The following is a 19,771-nucleotide window of genomic DNA, read 5'->3' on the forward strand; positions in this document are numbered from 1 at the left end:
GTGCATCCCAAAACCCGTTTGTGGACGTTTTGTTCAATTTGATGCATAAAAAGGCAAAAATAGCCAGTCAATAGTGGATTATTGTCTAACTTTTGTGTACTTTTGTAACAATTTCCGTCGCTTTGACAAAAATTTAATGGGTGGAATAGGGCAAGCCTCCAAACTTTTTGAAAGCCCCTTGCGGCGTTTTTTTGAATATGATAAACTTTCGTCAATGAATTAGTTAATCCACTGGACAAACAAATTGACGCCAGACAAGACAGACGCTTGGGGCGGCAAAAACAATTCACAACAGGCGGCCGGGGAGGGAAAAGAATGGAGCTGGTCAACCAACAAATGATCCGCGCGGGCAACCTGAAGCAGATCTATCATTTGATCGATCAGAACCTGAGCATTTCCCGGGCAAAGCTGGCCAAAATCACAAAACTGAGCAAGACCACGGTCTCTTCCCTGGTGGACGAGCTGATCGCGGGGGGCTATGTGGTGGACTGCGGAACCGGCGACACCCCGGGCCAAGGCCGCAAGCCCAACATCCTGCATGTGAACGGGAAGGAAAACCTGGTGGGGGTCATCAGCTGGCGGCGCGCGCGGCTGGATATTGCCCTGGTGCGGGCGGACAGCCAGGTGGTGCTGCGGGAGCAGGTGCCACTGACCGAGGGCGAGGACGGGGTGGAAAAGATCCTGCGCGCCTTTTTTGAGATGGTGCTGCCGGCGGTGGGCCGCGCCCGCCTGATGGGTGTGTGCATCGTGGTGCCCGGCATTGTGGACAGCGAGCAAAAGCGCATCCTTTCCACCGTGATCGGGGTGAGCATGCAGGACCCGGCGGTGGAGCGGCTGGCCGAGGGCCTGCGGGACTACCCGCTGTGTATTTTGAACGACACCGCGTGCTTTGCCTACGCGGAGAGCACCTTCACCCGGATTCAGGAACCGTTTTTTGCCTACATCAACGTGAGCAAGGGCGTGGGCGCCTGCCTGTTTGCAGAGGGAAAAATGCTGCGGGGCGCGGGGGCGATGGCCACCCAGTTCGGGCATTTTTCCATTGACCGGAGCGGGCCGGAATGCCCCTGCGGAAACCGGGGATGCCTGGAGCGCATCGTGGGGGAAAACGCCCTGGCAGAGCGGGCCGCGGCCTGCGGGCTGGACACCGAGCTGTGGGGCGGCCGGCGGCTTTTATACAGCGACGTGGGCCGCCTTGCCCAGGGGGGCAACCCCTTTGCACGCCAGGCGATCCGGGAGCTGGCAAGGGATCTTGCCTACGGCATCAGCAACCTGATCAGCGTGTTCAACCCGGCGCTCATTATCATTGGAGGCACGGGGGTAAACCTGGGGCCGGCGTTTTTGAGCGACATCCGGGCGGCGCTGGCCCACATGGGCTTTCAGGAATTCGTGAGCCGCGTGGAGCTGCGGTACAGCCAGCTGGGGCTGGATTCGGAGCTGACCGGCGCGGCCCAGTATTTTATCGATCATCACTACGATTTTATGGGCCGGCAGCGCGGGCAGCTGTTCCTGCGGTGAAGCGCCCCCGAGCAGAAAGGCGGTATTAAAGATGGAAAAACGGATCGTTGGCGTGAATTCAAACTGCTACCACGGCTACACCATTGAGCAGGCGCTGGACAGCATTGCGGGGGCCGGCTTTCATTATGTGGAGCTGACCGCCACCAAGGGCTGGACCGAGCATGTGTTCCCGGACCAGAGCTTTGAGCGGCTGTGCGGAGTGAAGGACCGGATGGAGCGGCTGGGGCTTGTGCCCTTTTCCATGAGCGGCCACTGCAACCTGATGGACCCCGCCCGCCTGCCGGACTTTGTGATGAACATGCGGCTGGCAAACTTTTTTGGGTGCGATTACATTGTTTCCTCCATCGGCGAGGCGCACCTTGCCGACAACGCCACCGCGGGCAATGAGCTGCTGGCAGAGAACATCCGCGGGCTTGTGCCGAGCCTGGAAAAATACGGCCTGACCCTGGTGCTGGAGCTGCACGGCGAGCATGCCACCGGCAGCGTGATGAAAGAGATCGTGCGGCTGGTGGGCAGCGAGCGGGTGAAGATCAATTACGACACCGCCAACTGCGTTTTTTACGGAGGCGTGGACGCCGCGAAGGATGTGGACACCTGCATGGCCGACATCGCCTACCTGCACCTGAAGGACAAGGCGGGGGCGCGCAGCGACTGGGACTTCCCCGCCCTGGGCCAGGGCTATGTGGACTTTGAGACCATTTTTAAAAAGCTCGCGGCCGCGCAGAACAACGCCCCCTTCAGTGTGGAGATCGAGTTCACCCAGGCCGGCCCGAAAGACCTGGCCGAGATCGACGCCGCGGTGCGCGCTTCGGCCGAATACCTTACGGCCCACGGCTTTGCCCTGTGAGGCCCCGGCCCGCGCGGCGGGCCGCTGAAAGACCGCTTCCGGCGCGGGGGCACGCCCCGCGCAGAAGATACACTTATTAGGAGGGAAACACACAATGAAAAAGATCCTTGCACTGGCCTTGGCTGCCGCCCTGGCGCTGAGCCTGGCCGCCTGCGGCGGCGCAACGTCCGCCCCCGCTTCCACTCCGGCTTCCCAGCCCGCATCCGCCCCGGCCTCCACTCCGGCCAGCGAGCCGGCCAAGGCCGACCTGACCTTCGGCTATATCGCCTACGATATGTCGGATATCTGGAACGAGTACTCCGCCCGCGCTTTTGAATACGCGGCCGAGCAGAACGGCGTGAAGACCGTGGTGCTGGACTCGAAGAACAGCCTGGAGGAATCCATCACCGCCATGGAGTCCCTGATCCAGCAGGGCGTGGACGGCATCTCGATCTTCCCCATCTCCACCGAGCAGGGCGCCCAGCTGGTGAAGATGGCCAACGAGGCCGGCATCCCCGTGACCGTTGAGAACTTTGCCATGGACGGCCTGGAAGACCCGGGCGATTACATCGCCTCTGTGGCCTGCGAGTACGACAAGATCGGCGAGGCCGCCATCAAGTGGATCGCCGAGCAGAAAGAGGGCGCCAAGATCTTCTTCTGCGCGGGCCAGGAGGGCGCCGGCGTGTACGAGAAATACCAGGAGGGCGTGGATCGCGCCCTGGCCGAGCTGGGCGACAAGGTGGAGATCGTTTCCACCCTGCACGCCGACTGGCTGACCGATAAGGCCTACAACGTGACCACCGACCTGATCAGCTCGGGCACCGAGTTCGACTACATCTTTGCCAACAACGACATGATGGCCCAGGGCTGCTACCAGGCCCTGAAGGACGCCGGAAAAGAGGCGCCCATCGTTTCTACCGGCGGCTCACCGGACGGCTACCAGATGCTGCAGGACGGCATTGAGGCCGCCAACATGACCGCCCCCGTGTCGATCCAGGGCGTGAAGACCTTCCTGAACCTGTATGGCAAGGTGGCCGAGGGCAAGGACCCGGCCGAGAAGTTCACCGCCCTGCCCGTGATCCCCGTGGCTGCCGGCGACACCAGCAGCTACATCGCCTGGGACGACTACGCCGCTGCCTACGAGTACCTGAGCAAGGGCTGAGCCCCTTGCGCGACTGACACAGCTTTGTGACCCGCCGGCCGGTCTCGGCAAGGGGGAAAGGGCCCTTTGCCCGCCCCCGCGCCGGGCTGCCGGCGGGGTTTTGCTGCGGTGCAGCAAAGAACGATATTGCCATAAACCGCTGCGCCGGGCCCCCCTGGGGAGGCACAGCGAATGAACACTGATTGGACGGGGAAGGTGAGAGCAGCCATGACGATCGACTACGGGAACAAACGGCCGGTGATCTCGATGCGGGACATCACCAAGGAGTTCTCCGGCGTGTGGGCGCTGTCCGGCATCACGTTCGACGTTTATGCCGGCGAGGTGCACTGCCTCGTGGGAGAGAACGGCGCCGGGAAATCCACTTTGATGAAGGTGTTGTCGGGCGCGTATACGCCCACGGACGGCGCCATCCAGGTGGACGACAAGGTCTATGAAAAGCTGGACCCCAATCTCTCGAAAGAGCTGGGGATCAACATCGTGTACCAGGAAAACGACCTGGTGCCCAGCATGGATGTGGTGGAAAACATCTATGTGGGCAGCGAAAAAACAAAGGGATTCGGCCTGATCGACCGGAAGGCGATGGCCGACGAGACCAAAAAGCAAATGGACGAGCTGGGCATCAGCCTGCCGCTGGGCACCCGGATCGAGAATCTCTCGGTGTCGGACCAGCAGTTCGTGAAAATACTGAAGGCGCTTTCGGTGCAGCCAAGGGTGCTGATCATGGACGAGCCCACGTCCATGTTCAACGTGGAGGATGCGGCCAAGGTGCTGGAATTGACCAAGAGGATCACGGAAAAGGGCATCGGCATCATTTATATCTCGCACTTTTTGAACGAGGTGGTGCAGATCGCCGACCGCATTACCGTCATCCGCGACGGCGCGGTGGTCCGTACATATACAAATGAAAACCGCGACACACCCATTACCACCATCACCCAGGACATGGTGGGCCGGCCGGTGGACATGTTTTACGACAAGGAGCGGCACCCTGTGGGCGAGGTGATGCTGGAGGTGAAGGACCTGCAGCTGACCAAGGACAGCCCGAAGATCAGCTTTTCGGTGCGCCGGGGCGAGATCGTGGGCTTTTCGGGCATGGTGGGTTCGGGACGCACCGAGATGGTGCGCGCGCTGGTGGGCGCGGATTCCTGCCACGCAAAGCAGGTGCTGGTGAATGGCAGGGAGGTGCAGATCAAAAGCCCGGCCGACAGCATCCGGGCGGGGTTTGCCTTTATCACTGAGGACCGGCAGAAGCTGGGGCTGATCCTGCACGCCAGCGTGGTGGAGAACGCCACCATTCTGGGGCTGCGGGAAAAGATCAGGGGCTTTTTTGTGAACGTGAAAAAATTCCCGCCCCTGATTGAGCCGCTGGTGAAAAAGCTGCGGATCAAGACCCCCAGCGTGTGGACCGAGGCGGTGTACCTTTCGGGCGGCAACCAGCAAAAGGTAGTGCTGGCAAAATGGCTGTACGCCGAACAGGACATTTACATTTTTGACGAACCCACCCGAGGCATCGACGTGAACGCCAAGGCGGAGTTTTACAAGCAGATGAGTGAGCTGACAAAGCAGGGCAAGTGCATCATCATGATCAGCTCGGACATGCCGGAACTGATCAGCATGAGCGACCGGGTGCTGGTGGTGCGGGACGGCGCCATCGACTGTGAGCTGACCGGAGAGCAGATCAATGAGCAGGAGATCATCAAACAAGCGTTAGGAGTGAAGAAAAATGGCAGATAAGAAGCCTTCCCTGGCAAAAAAGCTGCTGCGGGACCAGCGCACGCTGCTTGCCATCGTGATCGTGGCCATTGTGGTCATCGTTTCGTGCATCAACCCCAAATTCATCGGCATCGGCAATATCATCACCATTTTCCAACAGATCAGCGTGCTGGGTATTTTGACCATGGCCATGAGCATGCTGCTGATTTCGGGTGGGATCGACCTTTCCATCGGCAACATCATGGTGCTGAGCGGCGTGGTGATGTATGTGGCGCTGGACAACGGCATGCCCACAGCCGTGGCCGTGCTGGGAGGGCTTTTGACCGGCGCTTTGTGCGGGCTGCTGAACGGCGTTGTGATCGCCAAGAGCAAGTGTATCCCACTGGTTATCACCCTGGGCTCCAGCAAGGTGTTCTACGGCATCGCGCTCACCATCTCGGGCGGGCGGATCATGAACTTCGGCGGCGTGTTCGACGGCCTGAAAACCAAGCTGTTCGGCCTGTTCCCGGTGATGCTGCTGGTGCTGCTGGCCATGACCCTGCTGGCCTTTGGAATGATGAACTACACCAAGTTCGGCCGGCGGGTGGTGGCGCTGGGCGGCAACGAGAAAAACGCCTTTCTCTCGGGCATCAACGTGACCCGGTACAAGATGGCCGTATATGCCATCTCGGGCGTGTTCTGCGCCATTGCCAGCATCATCTTTGTGGCCCGGATCGACTCGATCACCTCCAACGCGGGCACCAACTACGAGACCAACGCCCTGGCCGCGGCCATTATTGGCGGCGTGACCTTTGACGGTGGCAAGGGCACCATTGGCGGCGCATTCCTGGGCTGCCTGCTGATGGGCGTGATCAGCAACGCCATGAACATTTTGGGCGTGGACAACAACGTGCAGACCATTGTGACCGGCGTGATCATTGTTGCGGCGGTGGTGCTGAGCAACCTGAACAACCTGAAAAAGAAATAAGCGCCTGAAAAGGAGTGGAACCTTTGGTACGAGCAGCGATCATCGGCGCGGGGTTTATGGGCAGGACCCACCTCGCCGCCTACAAAACGATGGACAACGCACAGGTGACCGCCGTGTGCGATCTGAACGAGGAGCAGGGCCGGGCGCTGGCGGCCGAGGCCGGCTGCCCCTGGTACCCGGACGGCGGGGCCATGCTGGAAAAGGCCCAGGTGGACGTGGTGGACATCTGCCTGCCCACCTTTTTGCACGAGCAGTACGCGCTGCTGGCCGCCGCCCACAAAAAGCATATCCTGTGTGAAAAGCCGGTCACCCTGGAGCTGGAAGCCTTTGACCGGATGGCGGCGGCCGCCGAAAAGGCAGGGGTGCAGTTTGCGGTGGGCCAGGCGGTGCGCTTTTGGCCGGAATACGTGAAGGCAAAGGAGCTGTACGACGCGGGGGCCTTTGGCAGGGTGAAATACGCCCGGGCCAGCCGCCTTTCGGTGCACCCGGCCTGGAGCGAGTGGTACCGCCGCCCGGAGAACAGCGGCGGGGGGCTGTTTGACCTGCACCTGCACGACGTGGATTACCTGTGCAGCCTGTTTGGGCGGGTGAAGACCGTGTACGCGGTGGGGCAGAAAAACGAGGTGGGCTGCTGGAACCACGTGGCCTCGGCCCTCACGTTTGAAAACGGGGTCAAGGCGGTGGCAGAGGGCGTGATCGAGATGCCCCAGGGCTTCCCCTTTACCATGGAGCTGACCATTGCGGGCGAAAAGCAGGGCATGAACTACCGCATGCGGGCGGGCCGCAACCTGGAGGACGTGGCCAGCGCGGTGCGGGAGAGCTGGCTGTACGGCGTGGGCGAGGAGGCCCAGCCCCTGGACATCGACCCCTACGACGCATACACCGCCGAGCTGACACATTTTGTGGACTGCATCGACGCGGGGAGGCCCATCACGGCCATCACGCCCGCCGAGGCGCGGCATGTGCTGCGGGTGATCCTGAGCATCCGGGAGTCGCTGGAGACGGGCCGGCCGGTGGAGCTGTGAGGGCGGCCGCGCGCTTTGCGGCAGAAAAGGAGGGCATTTTATGAAACAGGGGATCAGCCTGTTTTCGTTTGCGGAGGACGTGGACCTGAAATGGGCCTTTGAACACGCAAAAAAGGCCGGGTACGACGGGGTGGAGCCGGTGCTGGGCGAGGGGGGCTACCTGACCCCGGAAACCCCGGAGCGGGAGATCCTGGCCATGCGGCGCATGGCGGAGGACATGGGGCTTGCCATTCCCAGCGTGGGGGTGTGGAGCCTGTGGGAGAACAATCTCGTTTCCGACAGCGAGGCCACCCGGCGCAGGGCGCTGGGCATTGTGCAAAAGCAGATCGAGGCCGCGCACCTGCTGGGGGCCGACACCATTCTGGTGGTGCCGGGCTACGTGGGGTGCGAGTTTGCGTCGAAGCCCGAAAAGATCCGGTACGACGTGGCCTATGCGCGCAGCCAGGAGGCCCTGGCGCGCCTTGCGCCCGAGGCGGCGGCGGCCGGGGTGGCGATCGGCATTGAGAACGTGTGGAACCGGTTTTTGCTCTCGCCGGTGGAGACCGCCCGCTTTCTGGACGAGATCGGCTCGCCCTGGGTGGGGATGTACCTGGATGTGGGCAACACCGTGTACATCGGCTACCCCGAGCAGTGGGTGGAGATCCTGGGCAAGCGGATCAAAAAGCTGCACATGTGCGATTACCGGTTTGACCAGGCGGGCATCGGCGCCTTTGTGGACCTGTTTGCCGGGGACGTGGATTTTGAGGCGGTGGCAAGGGCCGTGGCCGCCATCGGCTACGACGACTACATCACCCTGGAAATGCTGCCCAATTACAAGAGCTGCCCCGAGCTGAGCCTGTATTCCAACAAGCACGGCATGGACCGCATTGCGCGGCTGATCGCAGAGGCCAGAGGGTGAAGGCGCTCTCTCTACAACGAACATTTGTGGAAAAATGCGGCCCCGCCCCTTTTTAATTTCGACTGACCGGGCGACTGTTAAGGATGTACCCAGGCAGGCCGCAAAATGTGAAGAAAAGAAGAATCCCCCACTCCGGCGAGAAGGCCGGGGCGGGGGGATTCTTTTTTCATTCCAAAAGGTAGGCGCCGTTACAGCAGGTGCACCGCCACGATCAGGCCCGCGAACACGATGGAGACCATGCTGGTGAGCTTGATGAGGATGTTGATGGAGGGGCCGGAGGTATCCTTGAAGGGGTCGCCCACGGTGTCGCCCACAACGGCGGCCTTGTGGCAGTCGCTGCCCTTGCCGCCGTGCTTGCCGCCCTCGATGTACTTTTTGGCGTTGTCCCACGCGCCGCCGGAGTTCGCCATCATGACGGCCAGAACAAAGCCGGTGACGGTGGTGCCGGCCAAGAGGCCCGCCACGCCGTTCACGCCCAGCAAAAGGCCCACCAGGATGGGCACGATCACCGCGATGAGGGCAGGGGCCAGCATGAGCTTTTGCGCGCTGCGGGTGCACATATCCACACAGGCGGCGTAGTCCGGCTCGGCTTTGCCCTCCATCAGGCCCACGATGCTCTTGAACTGGCGGCGGACCTCCACCACAATGCTCTGGGCGGCCTTGCCCACCGCGTCCATGGTGAGGGCCGCGAACAGGAAGGGCAGCATGCCGCCGATGAACAGGCCGATCAGGGTGGTGGGGTTGGTGATGGAGAGATCCAGCACCATGTCCGGGCGGATCTGGTGCACCTTGTCGATGTAGCTGGCGATCAGGGCCAGCGCGGTGAGCGCCGCCGAGCCGATGGCAAAGCCCTTGCCGGTGGCCGCGGTGGTGTTGCCCAGGGAATCCAGCGCGTCGGTGCGCTGGCGGACCTGGGCGGGCATGTGGGTCATCTCGGCAATGCCGCCCGCGTTGTCGGCAATGGGGCCGTAAGCGTCGGTGGCGAGGGTGATGCCCAGGGTGCTCAGCATGCCCACCGCGGAAACGCCCACGCCGTAAAGGCCCATGTTGAAATCGGCCGAGCCGCCCGCGCAGAAGTAGCTTACCAGCACCGAGATGCCCACGATCACCACAGGAGCCACGGTGGACAGCATGCCCAGCGACAGGCCGCTGATGATGACGGTGGCGCTGCCGGTCTCGCTGGAGGAGGCCAGCTTCTGGGTGGGCTTATAGGTATCGGAGGTGTAATATTCGGTGATGGCGCCGATGGCTACGCCCGCCACCAGGCCGCTGATCACGGCGATGAACACACCGGTGGCGTGCTCGGCGGGAAGCAGGGCGTGCACCGCAAACCAGGCGCACACCGCGATCAGCGCGCTGCTGATGTAGGTGCCGGTGCGCAGGGCGGTGAGCAGGTTTTTCTGGCTGGCGCCCTCCTTGGTCTTTACGAAGAAAGAGCCCGCGATGCTGCAGATGACCCCCAGCGCCGCAAGCAGCATGGGCACGCCCACGCCGTTGATGCCAAAGCCCGCGGCCACGGCCAGCGCGCTGGTGGAAACGATGGAGCCCACGTAAGACTCATACAGGTCGGCACCCATGCCGGCCACGTCACCCACGTTATCGCCCACATTGTCGGCGATGACGGCGGGGTTGCGGGGGTCGTCCTCGGGGATGCCGGCCTCCACCTTGCCCACAAGGTCGGCGCCCACGTCGGCCGCTTTGGTGAAGATGCCGCCGCCCACACGGGCGAACAGAGCCATGCTGGAAGCGCCCATGCCGAAGGTAAGCATGTTGCTGGTGATGTTCTGGATCAGAAGATCGGCGGTGGCCACGGGGGCCACTGTGGTGTACCAGAACTTGAGGAAAAAGTACCAGATGGAAAGGTCCAGAAGGCCCAGGCCCACCACGGTGAAGCCCATGACGCTGCCCGCGGAAAACGCCACCCGCAGGCCCTTGTTCAGGCTGTTCTGGGCGGCGTTGGCGGTGCGGCAGTTGGCCATGGTGGCCGTTTTCATGCCGATGAAGCCGGACAGGCCGCTGAAAAAGCCGCCTGTGATAAAGGCAAACGGGGTGAAAAAGCTTAAAAAGCCCGCGGCAGCCATGGCCAGCAGCACGCAGAACACCACCGCAAAAAAGATGCCCACGCCCTTATACTGGCGTTTCAGGTAGGCGGTGGCGCCGTTGCTCACCGCGCCCGAGATCTTTGCCATTTCCGGCGTGCCCACGGGCTGCTTTTTGACCCGCGCGAACATCACGGCCGCAAAGACCAGCGCGATCACAGAACCCAGCGCCACAAAATACATTGCATACATTGCGTTCATTCGAATTGTTCCCTCCTTCTAAATACCAAGAGGAAGCAAAGCACGGCGCAGGGGCGCGAAACGGCAGCGCCGCCCTGCGCATCGGGCTTTTTTCCTCATCGTAATTTTCATTATAGACCCGCCGCATGCCAACGGCAAGAGGATTTGTAAAATTGTGTGCATTGTTTGTATAATCAGCTGGATTTTGTTCCAAAACGCTGAAATTTTCCATCAATCCGTGGAAATTCAGAAACTTTTAACACCCCAGCCACGGGTTGTGCTATGATATGGATACCATAATATAGTATAGTAAAGTGCAAAATCAGAACCAAAAAGGGGGCGGAATTCATGACAAAAGGCCTTGTGCTGGCGGGCGGCGGCGCCCGGGGAAGCTATCAGGTGGGGGTGTATAAAGCGCTGCGGGAGCTGGGATGGAACCCCGGCGTGATCACAGGAACCTCGGTGGGCTGCCTGAACGGCGCGCTGTTTGCCCTGGACCAGTGGGAGCTGGCGAGGGATATGTGGCTGACCATTGACGACGGGCAGGTGATGCTGCGCCCGGAAAACGGCACCGGCACCGAGCTGACCGCCTTTTTGGAAAACGTGGTGAAAAATGGCGGCATGGACGTGACCCCGCTGGAGCAGACCGTCTGCCGCGCGGTGGACGAGGCCGCCCTGCGCGCCGCCCCGGTGCGCTACGGGCTGGTGACCGTGAATAAGCGCACCCTGCGCCCCCTGGAGCTGCCGCTGGAGGAGATCCCCGAGGGACGGCTGGTGGATTATATGCTTGCCTCGGCAGCCTGTTTCCCCGCGTTTCGGCCCCGGGCCATCGACGGGGAGGAGTTTATTGACGGCGGCTATGCAGACAATATGCCCTTAGGGCTTGCGGCCCACATGGGCGCGGAAGAACTGCTGGCGGTGGATGTGGACGGGGTGGGGATTACCCGCCCGAACCTGACCGGGCTGCCCACCACCTACGTGCGCAGCCACTGGGAGCTGGGCAGCATTCTGGTGTTTCAGCCGGAAACGGCAAAGCGCAACATGGCCCTGGGCTACCAAGACTGCCACCGCGCCTTCGGCAAGGTGCTGGGGGCCGCCTATGCCCTGCGGGCCGGCGAGGAAAAGGCGCTGGCCGTGGGGTTTGCACGGCCCTACGCGCGGCTGCTGAAGGACGCCATTTCGCGAAACCCCGCGCTGGCGCTGGCCGAGGGGGCGGCGGTGCTGCCCATGGAGGGGCTGCAGGCCGCGGGCGCGGAAAAGGCCCTTGCCCCGCTGGAACGCGCCTGTGAGCTGGCGGGGGTGGACCCGGTGGGAGTGTACACGGCCCGGGAGCTGTTCGGGGCGTTTTTGGAGGCCTCGGACCCGGCGGGGGCCGAGCGCTTTGCGCCCCTGCTGCGCGAGGACGCCGGGCTGTGCCTGAAGGAGACGGCGCTGGCCGCCGCAGCGCCCGGGGATTTTTTGCAGGCCCTGGTGCGCGCTGCTCTGCTGGCCGCAGAATAAAGAAAGGTCTTTGCAGACCGCTTGCCGCATACATTGAAGGACGGACTGAAAGGCGGGTGGAAGAGAAAACATGCAGGTTTACAAGGGCGTGAGCGCATCGCCCGGGCTGGTGATGGGGCCGATCTACCGAATCCATCACAGCGGGGCCGGGCTGGGGCGTATCGTGGAGCTGCCAGTGAGGGAACAGGCCCTGTTCGACGCGGCGGTGGTGCTGGCGAAGGACGAGCTTCGGCAGCTGGAAGAGGCCGCCGAGGGAGACGACCGGGACATCATCCTGTTTCAGCGCGTGATGCTGGACGACCCTGCCCTGAACAGGGAAGTGCAGGAATACATCGCCGCCGGCGCGGGCAGCGCCGCCGCCATGGAGCGGGCGGCCGCCATCTGCGCCAGGCGCATTGAATCGGTGGACGACGAGTACATACGCCAGCGCTCGGCTGACGTGCTGGACGCCTGCCGCCGGGTGGTGAACATCCTGGACGGAAGGCCCCGCACCCCGGTGCAGCTGGAGATGCCCAGCATCCTTGCGGGGGAGCGCATCTTCCCCAGCGACATCGTGTCGGTGGGGCGGGGCATGATCCTGGGAATCGCGGCGGCGGAGGGCAGCGTGCAGAGCCACGCCGCCATCATTGCCCGGACCATGGGCATCCCCGCGGTGGCCCAGCTGGGCCCGGCCTTTTTGAACGAGGCGCCCCTGACCCGGGGCATCCTGGACGCGGACAACGGCCGCCTGGTGGTGGACCCGGACCGGGAGGCGGTGCGGGCGGCCCAGCGGCGGATCGTGAGCGGCGGCATTTTGAAAAAGCGCATGAGCGTTTTGAGGAGCCAGCCCTGCGTGACGCTGGATGGAACCATCCTTTCGCTGCGGGCGAACTGCTCGTGCCCGGAGGACATTGAGATCGCCATGGAGGCCGGGGCCGAGGGGGTGGGCCTGCTGCGCAGCGAGTTTATGATCGCGGACGGGCGCATCCCCGGCGAGGAGGAGCAGTACTATTTTTACATCAGCTGCCTGCAGGCGGCGGGCGGCAAGCCGGTGACGGTGCGGACCTTTGACATCGGCTCGGACAAAACCGTGCGCGGAGTGAGCGAGCCCGCCCTGAACCCGGCGCTGGGGATGCGGGGCATCCGGATGAGCCTGGCGCGGCCCCAGATGTTTTTGGATCAGGTCTGCGCGCTGCTGCGCGCCGCGGCCAAGGGGCCCCTGCAGGTGATGTTCCCCATGATTACCTGCGCCGAGGACTGGCGGCTGACCATGGAGCTGGTGAACCGGGCCAAGGCCCAGCTGCGCCAGAGGGGCGTGCCCTTTAAAGAGGACACGGTGTTCGGCAGCATGATCGAGGTGCCCAGCGCGGCGCTGCTGGCCCCCGAGCTGGCGGCCCAGGGATGCGGGTTTTTCAGCATCGGCACCAACGACCTGACCCAGTACACCTATGCGGCGGACCGGCTGGACGGGCGGTTTTCGGGATATTTTGCGGGCGAATCCACCGCGGTGCACCGGCTGATCGACCTGACGATCGCCGCGGCAAAGCAGGCGGGGCTGCCCGTGTGCGCCTGCGGGGTTTCGACCTCGGACCCGGGGCGGGCGGTGCGCTATGCCCGGCAGGGGGTGCGCATTTTGTCCATGGAGGCTTCCAGCATTCTGCCGGTAAAGGCGAAGCTGCTGGAGGCGGACCTGGCCGCGCCCGAGACCGCGCAGGGGTAAAAACAGCAGCGGTTTTTAATGACGCAAAACGACCTTCAGCCCGCAGGGGCCGAAGGTCGTTTTACTGAAAAGAGGAAGAGAAACGGTCATTCCGGCCGGCCCTCCAGCTGGGCCAGGGTGAGGCCCTGCAGGCGGAAGACCGCCAGGGCGTAAACCAAAAAGCTCTCGTCCAGCGTGGCCAGGTTGGTGCCCTCGTTGGGGCCGTGGCAGTCGCCCACACAGGGGGGCTTGTGCTCGGCTTCGGGCAGGCCCGGCCCAAAGCTGACCGCGCGCTTGAAGCAGCGGGCATAGGTGCCGCCGCCCCAGGCATAGGCCGGCGCGCTGTTTTGAGTCACGGCCCGGTAGGCGCCCAGCAGGGTCTGGAGGACCTCGTCTTCCGGGGGGATGTAAAAGGGGTCGGAGGCGCTGAGCAGCCGGAAATCGCCCCCGACGCCTTTTGCCAGCGCGGCCAGCTCGCTTTCCAGCCGGCGGCTGCCGGTGGCGGAGGGGTAACGGATGTTCATGTTCTGGCGCGCCAGGCCGTTTTCCACCCGCAGGATGCCGCCCGCGCAGGTGAGCGGGCCGAAGATATCGTCGCGGCAGGCGAGGCCCAGCCCCTCGCCGTAAAAGGAGCGGTGCAGCTTTTGCAGCAGCGCGAAGGCGGGCCGCTCGCCGGGGCTGAGCAGGCCGCTTTCAAGCAAAAAGTCCAGCAGGAGGCCCGCGGCGCTGACCCCCCGCTCGGGCATGGCGCAGTGGGCGCCCACGCCCCGGGCGGTGAGCCGGAACAGCGGGCCCTCGGCCTGCACCGCGAGGCCTGCCGGCAGGCGCAGGGCGGGGTCCCACCCCTGCAGCCAGCACACGGCCTGCTCGGGGATCATGTTGCTGGCTTCGCCCGCATGGAGCCGCAGCACGTTGCCGCCGGGCACCGGCAGGTCCCACTCCCCTTCGAACAGGCCTTTCTCGCCGCTGCACACCGGGAACAGGGCGTCTGAGGAGAGGCAGAACGCGGGCTGGGGCTGCGCCGCAAGATACGGCCCCACGTCCCGCATGCCGGTCTCTTCGGCACAGCCCATGAGGGTGCGCAGGGTATAACGCAGCGGCACGCCGCTGTCGCGCAGGAATTTGGCCAGATACATGCAGTACACCAGGGGGCCCTTGTCGTCGTCGGTGCCGCGGCCGATCAGCCATTCGCCCCGCCGCTCCATGCGGAAGGGGTCAAAACGCCAGCCGCCGCCCGCGGGGACCACATCCAGATGGGTGATGGTGGCGATGTGCTGGGGCTGCCGGCCCGGCAGATCGAACCAGCCCATATACCCCTGATGATGGTGCGGCTCAAAGCCCATGCGCCGGGCAATGGCCAGGGCGGCGTCCAGCGCTTGGCGGGGGCCGGGCCCAAAGGGTGCACCGGGCGCCGGCGGGCCCTCCACGCTGGGGATTGCCACCAGCGTGCCGATGTCGCGGATGATGGATTCTTTGTTTTGCTGCAAAAAGGCCTGGGCCCGGCGCAGCAATTCCTGTTCCTGCATATAAAACCCTCCGATCGATGACGGCGCGGCCGCCCTGGCTGCCCGGGGCGGCCGCGCCGCGAAATGGTCTTGTTTACCTGCCGGCCAGCAGCGCGGTGAGCTCGTTCAGGTCGGCGCAGGCTTCGAGCTGAGCGACGCCCTGGGCAAACTTTTCGGCGTTTTCCCGGCCGATGAAATCGGCGGCGCGGGCCACAAAGAATTCCTGCTCTTCCTGCAGGGTGAAGTTGTTGCGGGGGTGGCCCTTGGGGCAGCGAAGGGTCTCGCTGAAAACGCGCCCGTCCTTGCAGACCACCTCGACGGTGGTCTCGGGGAAGGTGCCCTGCCAGAACACCTCAAACATGTGCAGGCGGTTTGCCTGGGGGCCGAAGTATTCCACAATGCCGGACAGCTCGCGCAGTGCTTCGCTGGAGCGGCTCTCGAGGCTGTACCAATCGTCGGAGGGGGTTTTACCGCTCAGGTAGCAGGCGAAGCAGTGGGGCAGGCTGTATTCGGCCTGGATGAGACCCATGGGCAGCGGATTTTCGGCGCTGATGATGTCGATGATGGGGGAGACCCGGACCTTTTCAATGTCGGCAAGGGTGAGCTTTTCCCGGGTGCAGATGTTGTGCAGGCCGTCCAGAGGGGCCTGCACCCACACGTTGGCGGGCCAGTGCTTGAGCAGGGTTTCATTGATGTAAAAGGTTTTGCCCAGCTCTTTGTCCAGCCAGTCCCAATCGCATTTGTTGGAGACGTACAGCCAGTAGCCGGTGTCGCCCTCGAGGCCGTCGTAGTAGTATTCGAAGCCCTGTTTTGTGATCTCGGCGCTCTCGGCGCCGCTTTTGCCCGCGATGCCGTGGGCATAGTGGTAAATGTCGCCGTCGCCGTCTTTTCCCATGAGGGTGGGCGCCTGATAGGCGGCCAGCGAGATGCAGGCCGCCATCTGGGCCGCGTCCAGCCCAAGGAGCTTGCCGGCAGCTACCGCCGAGGCGAACACCTGCCAGTTCACCAGCCCCCAGCCCCGGCCCTGGGCCAGATAGCTGTCGAATTCCGGCTGCACCGCCATGGCGATGCGCTGATATACCTCGTAGGCGGCCACGACGGCGGTGAGCACGTCCCGGCCAGAGGCGTGGGTCTGCTCGCCGTAGGCAAAGGAGGCGGGCACCGCGCCGGCGGAAGCGTGGCCGGTCCAGGTGCAGTCCTCCCAGTCCAGCACGTCGGCCGCGGCGCCGTTGGCGTACACCGCGTCCGCGGCCGCCACGCGCACGCCCGGGGCCCCCCAGAGGGTGGCCTGGGCGCTGCTGCCCCGGCTGGCGGCCAGCGCCGCGGCGTTGGCGGTGGGGCTCATGTTGGTGCTGGCGATGCTCACGCCGACGGTGTGCAGGATGATCTTTTTGGCCTGTTCCACGGCATCGGCGGGCAGGTCTTTATAGTTGAGCTGGGCGGCGTATTGCCCCAGGATCTTGGTGTATTCTTTCATCTCGTACCTCCTGAAAATATGGTTTGACGGTTGTGTTTGCAAAAAGCGGATGGGAAGGGCCGGGGCCCGCCCTGATCAGGACGCCTTGGCGGGCTCCACATAGCCCTGGAAGCCGGGCCGGGTTTCGACCCAGAGGGGGTTCTTTTTGCTGGTGGCCACTATGCCCAGGGCGAGCAGGATGACCGACAGGCCACCGAAAATGGCGAACACGGTGTTGTAGGAGCCCACCTTGTCGTAGGTGAAGTTGAGCAGCGGGAAGCCCAGGGTGCTGCCGATGGTGCGGAACACGACGGAATAGCTCATGAATTTGGAGTATTCTTTAAAGCCGAACACATCGCGCATGAACACGGGCAGCACGGTGAACAGGATAATGCCCACGCCCATTGCCAGGCCGATCACCGGGCCCAGGAAGCTGCGCTCGGGCGTGATGACCAGCAGCGAGGCGATGGCAAGCAGGTAGCCGCCCACGCACAGGGTGGTGCCCACCCGCACGCCCCAGCGGTCCATCGCCCAGCCCAGCGGCAGCAAAAACACCACCGACCCGATGCTGAACAGACCCACCACGTCGCCCGAGAACACGGTGTCGAACCCGACCTTGCTGAGATGCGCCGGCACGGCGTACACCACAGGGTACACGATGAGGCCGGTGATAAAGGTCCAGATGTAGGCGCAGTAGAGCTTTGGCGAGCGCAGCGAGGTTTTGAACTGCGCGCCCGGCAGGGTGGCAGGGTCCGGCTTTGCTTCGGGTTCGCCCTCCTTGTGCTCCACGCCCCAGGGGGTGAGGTTTTTGACTGAGGGGTGATCGCGGATGACCAGGAACACCAGAACCGTTACGGCCAGGATCAGCCACATGGTATACAGCATTGCGGTGCGCCAGCCCGAGCTCTCGATCCAGGAAGCCACCATTTTGGAGGTGAAGAAGGCGCAGAGGTTGCTGAAGGTGAACATGGCGCTGATGATGGTGGCGCCTTTGCGGGCAAACCAGTTGTTCACGATGTTGCCCACGCTGACCTGGCTGAACAGCGGCCAGATAAAGCCGGAGACCGCCGAGGCCAGGAAGATCATGGGCAGGTTGCCCGAAACGGCGTACAGCAGCGCCGCCAGCGCGCCGGCAAAGGCGCCGGCGGTGATGATGTAACGGATCTTGAACCGGCGCTCGATGCGCACATACAAAAAGTATAACACGCCGGACACGATCTCGTTAAAGGACTGGGTGAGGGAATACGCACCGTGGGAGATGCCCAGCTCCTCGGTGATGGGCACCATGTAAAGGCCGAACGCATTGCTGAACAGGAACACGGCCGGCAGCGCGATGGCGTACACGATGACTACTAAAAACGCATAGTGGAATTTCCAGTTTGAAGTTTGTTTCATGAATAGCCTCCTTGAAAAAGTATTTTTTGTCCCGATTAAGGGAACGTTCCCATTTTATTGCAAAAAATATACGCCATTTCTGCCGCATATCTTTTTATGGGTGTGGGGCGAAGGTCAGCCTTTTGGCGCGCTTTTGGCGCGGCGGAATTTTTGCTGAAAATAGTAGGTGGCCTGGACCTCCTGGGGGGTGGGGGGAGCGCCGAACCGCCGGCCGATCAGGCAGCCTGCCAGGCAGCAGGGCAGGCCGACCCAGATGGAGTCGAGCCCCCAGGGGCGGCCGAGAATGGTCCAGAGAAGGGCGGCCAACCCGCCGGAAACGATGCCCGCGATGGCTCCCTCGGTGTTCATGCGCCTGGAGAACCAGGCGAACAGGTAAGGGATCACCAGCGCGGCGGCGCAGATGGACATCACCACGTCCATCAGCTCCATAATGCCCTGGAACCAGAGGGAAAGCCCGATGCTGAACACTGTGCACAGGGCGATGCCCAGGCGGCTGAGGGCGATGTCCTTTTTATCGTTGATCGCCCGCCCCTTGGAGGCCAGGTAGGTCTGGATGACGTTTTTGGAGATGATCATGCCGCCGGCGAACAGGGTGGAGGACGCGCAGGACATGATGGTGGAGAGCACCCCGTACAGAAGCAGCAGCCCCACCAGGGGCCCCGCCTTCATCATGAGCTCGTAAAACACCATATTGGGTTCCACGCCCGGGCCCAGCACCACCTTTGCCGCCGCGCCGATGTAGCAGGGCACAAGCAGGATGGGCAGAACCAAAAAGGTGCCGAGGTACAGCCCCTTTTTGGCCGAGGCGTCGTTTTTGGCCGAGGCCACCCGCTGCAGATCGTCCTGGTTGCCCACGATGACCAAAAGGCCCATGGTGATGCAGTAATACACAAGCTCTTTGACCCAGCCGAAGCCCTGGAACAGGGAGAGCGCCTGGGGCTGGCCGGCCGCCTGATAAAAATCCGCCGCCGGCTGCCAGCCGCCCAGCAGATGCAGCACAAAGCCCAGCATTACAAAGGGGCAGAGGGTCTGGAACACCGACTGGATGAAGTTGGTGACCATTACGCTTAAAAAGCCCGAGATGGAGGTGTAGAACAGGATGATGGCCGCCGACACCAGCACCCCCTGCACATGCGACCAGCCCAGCACCGTTGTGAGCAAAAAGGCCATCGCGTTGAATTGCAGGCCCATCATCATGCAATATTTCAGGGCAAAGCCGATGCCCACCAAATACTGGATGGCGCCGTTGTAGCCAGGGAAACGCTTTTGATAAAACTCCGCAATGGTGAACAATTTCAGCGAGCGCAGGCGGCTGACGAAAAAGAAGATCCAGGGCAGGGTGACAAGGTACAGGCTGGCGTAGCTCCACCAGCTCATCACGCCCCCCGTATAGCTGCTGGCGCACAGCCCGATGAGCCCCGCGCTGCCCACCCACGCGCCAATGCTGACCGCCGCGATCACCGCGGAGCCGAACCGGTTTGCGGCCAGGCCGAAATCGCTCATGGATCTTGTGGCCTGCCTGCGCAAAACAATGCCGATGATGACCATGGCCGCCATGTAGACCGCCATGGCGATAACACAAAAGGTTGTACTCATGCCTGCTGCCTCCTCAGCTTTTCCATTTTAAGGGAACGTTCCCATTTTTGGGCGCGGCTTCCCCTTTTCCGGCTTTCACCGGGCCGCGTCAGGCGGGGCCCGGCCCCACCGACCTGCGCATTTCCATGGAATAAGACATCATGATATCCCGATATTCCAGCTCGCTGTTCTCGATCACCTCCAGCATCAGTTTTGTGATGAGCACGCCGTACTCATAATCCGACACGAAGACCGAGGTAAGGAAACGCTCCTCGGT

14 protein-coding genes are annotated in these 19,771 nt (G+C 62.9%); 9 read left to right on the top strand and 5 right to left on the bottom strand.

The genetic code is table 11. From position 1 onward, the window contains the following. Window positions 1-315: 315 nt before the first annotated feature. The 7 genes from ACMLHZ_RS12640 (at window position 316) to ACMLHZ_RS12670 (ending at window position 8,106) form a co-directional block, all read left to right on the top strand. On the top strand, window positions 316-1,515 hold the full coding sequence (locus ACMLHZ_RS12640; protein ID WP_418668049.1) for an ROK family transcriptional regulator: 1,200 nt from the start codon (window positions 316-318) through the stop codon (window positions 1,513-1,515). 31 nt (window positions 1,516-1,546) lie between these two features. Next, window positions 1,547-2,362 carry a sugar phosphate isomerase/epimerase family protein gene (locus ACMLHZ_RS12645; protein WP_418668050.1) on the top strand — a complete coding sequence of 272 codons (816 nt, stop codon included), beginning with the start codon at window positions 1,547-1,549 and terminating at the stop codon, window positions 2,360-2,362. A gap of 94 nt (window positions 2,363-2,456) precedes the next feature. Then, on the top strand, window positions 2,457-3,503 hold the full coding sequence (locus ACMLHZ_RS12650) for a sugar ABC transporter substrate-binding protein (protein WP_418668051.1): 1,047 nt from the start codon (window positions 2,457-2,459) through the stop codon (window positions 3,501-3,503). Between the two features lie 171 nt (window positions 3,504-3,674). Further along, the gene (locus ACMLHZ_RS12655) at window positions 3,675-5,237 is read left to right on the top strand and encodes a sugar ABC transporter ATP-binding protein (protein WP_418668052.1); all 1,563 of its coding nucleotides are present in this window, start codon (window positions 3,675-3,677) and stop codon (window positions 5,235-5,237) included. Further along, window positions 5,227-6,183, top strand: a complete 957-nt coding sequence (locus tag ACMLHZ_RS12660; RefSeq protein ID WP_418668053.1) for an ABC transporter permease — start codon at window positions 5,227-5,229, stop codon at window positions 6,181-6,183. The genes ACMLHZ_RS12655 and ACMLHZ_RS12660 overlap by 11 nt, the downstream gene beginning before the upstream one ends. A gap of 23 nt (window positions 6,184-6,206) precedes the next feature. Next, entirely contained in the window at window positions 6,207-7,208 is a 1,002-nt protein-coding gene (locus ACMLHZ_RS12665; RefSeq protein WP_418668054.1) for a Gfo/Idh/MocA family protein, read from the top strand. Window positions 7,209-7,248: 40 nt separating this feature from the next. After that, window positions 7,249-8,106 (top strand): sugar phosphate isomerase/epimerase family protein, encoded by an 858-nt coding sequence (locus ACMLHZ_RS12670; protein WP_418668055.1) that lies wholly within the window; start codon window positions 7,249-7,251, stop codon window positions 8,104-8,106. A gap of 188 nt (window positions 8,107-8,294) precedes the next feature. Here the strand turns inward: ACMLHZ_RS12670 and ACMLHZ_RS12675 are convergent, their stop codons facing one another. Next, window positions 8,295-10,397 (bottom strand): sodium-translocating pyrophosphatase, encoded by a 2,103-nt coding sequence (locus ACMLHZ_RS12675; RefSeq protein WP_418668062.1) that lies wholly within the window; start codon window positions 10,395-10,397, stop codon window positions 8,295-8,297. A gap of 336 nt (window positions 10,398-10,733) precedes the next feature. Here ACMLHZ_RS12675 and ACMLHZ_RS12680 point away from each other — a divergent pair, with 336 nt between their 5' ends. Together ACMLHZ_RS12680 and ptsP are read left to right on the top strand one after the other, a co-directional pair. Continuing rightward, window positions 10,734-11,885, top strand: a complete 1,152-nt coding sequence (locus ACMLHZ_RS12680; RefSeq protein WP_418668056.1) for a patatin-like phospholipase family protein — start codon at window positions 10,734-10,736, stop codon at window positions 11,883-11,885. Between the two features lie 70 nt (window positions 11,886-11,955). Beyond that, window positions 11,956-13,584 (top strand): phosphoenolpyruvate--protein phosphotransferase, encoded by a 1,629-nt coding sequence (gene ptsP, locus ACMLHZ_RS12685; RefSeq protein WP_418668057.1) that lies wholly within the window; start codon window positions 11,956-11,958, stop codon window positions 13,582-13,584. Between the two features lie 86 nt (window positions 13,585-13,670). Here ptsP and ACMLHZ_RS12690 read toward each other — a convergent pair whose 3' ends face one another. The 4 genes from ACMLHZ_RS12690 to ACMLHZ_RS12705 all read right to left on the bottom strand — a co-directional run bounded on the left by ACMLHZ_RS12690 (window position 13,671) and on the right by ACMLHZ_RS12705 (window position 19,515). After that, window positions 13,671-15,089 (bottom strand): Sapep family Mn(2+)-dependent dipeptidase, encoded by a 1,419-nt coding sequence (locus tag ACMLHZ_RS12690; RefSeq protein WP_418668058.1) that lies wholly within the window; start codon window positions 15,087-15,089, stop codon window positions 13,671-13,673. Window positions 15,090-15,162: 73 nt separating this feature from the next. Further along, a complete protein-coding gene (locus tag ACMLHZ_RS12695; protein WP_418668059.1) occupies window positions 15,163-16,545 on the bottom strand; it encodes an MmgE/PrpD family protein in 1,383 nt (460 codons plus the stop codon). A 75-nt stretch (window positions 16,546-16,620) separates the two neighbouring features. Continuing rightward, on the bottom strand, window positions 16,621-17,919 hold the full coding sequence (locus ACMLHZ_RS12700) for an MFS transporter (protein WP_418668060.1): 1,299 nt from the start codon (window positions 17,917-17,919) through the stop codon (window positions 16,621-16,623). A 114-nt stretch (window positions 17,920-18,033) separates the two neighbouring features. Continuing rightward, window positions 18,034-19,515, bottom strand: a complete 1,482-nt coding sequence (locus ACMLHZ_RS12705) for a sodium:solute symporter family protein (RefSeq protein WP_418668061.1) — start codon at window positions 19,513-19,515, stop codon at window positions 18,034-18,036. Between the last annotated feature and the right edge of the window lie 256 nt (window positions 19,516-19,771).

The organism is Allofournierella sp. (genome assembly GCF_048388525.1).
GTDB lineage: Bacteria > Bacillota > Clostridia > Oscillospirales > Ruminococcaceae > BQOK01.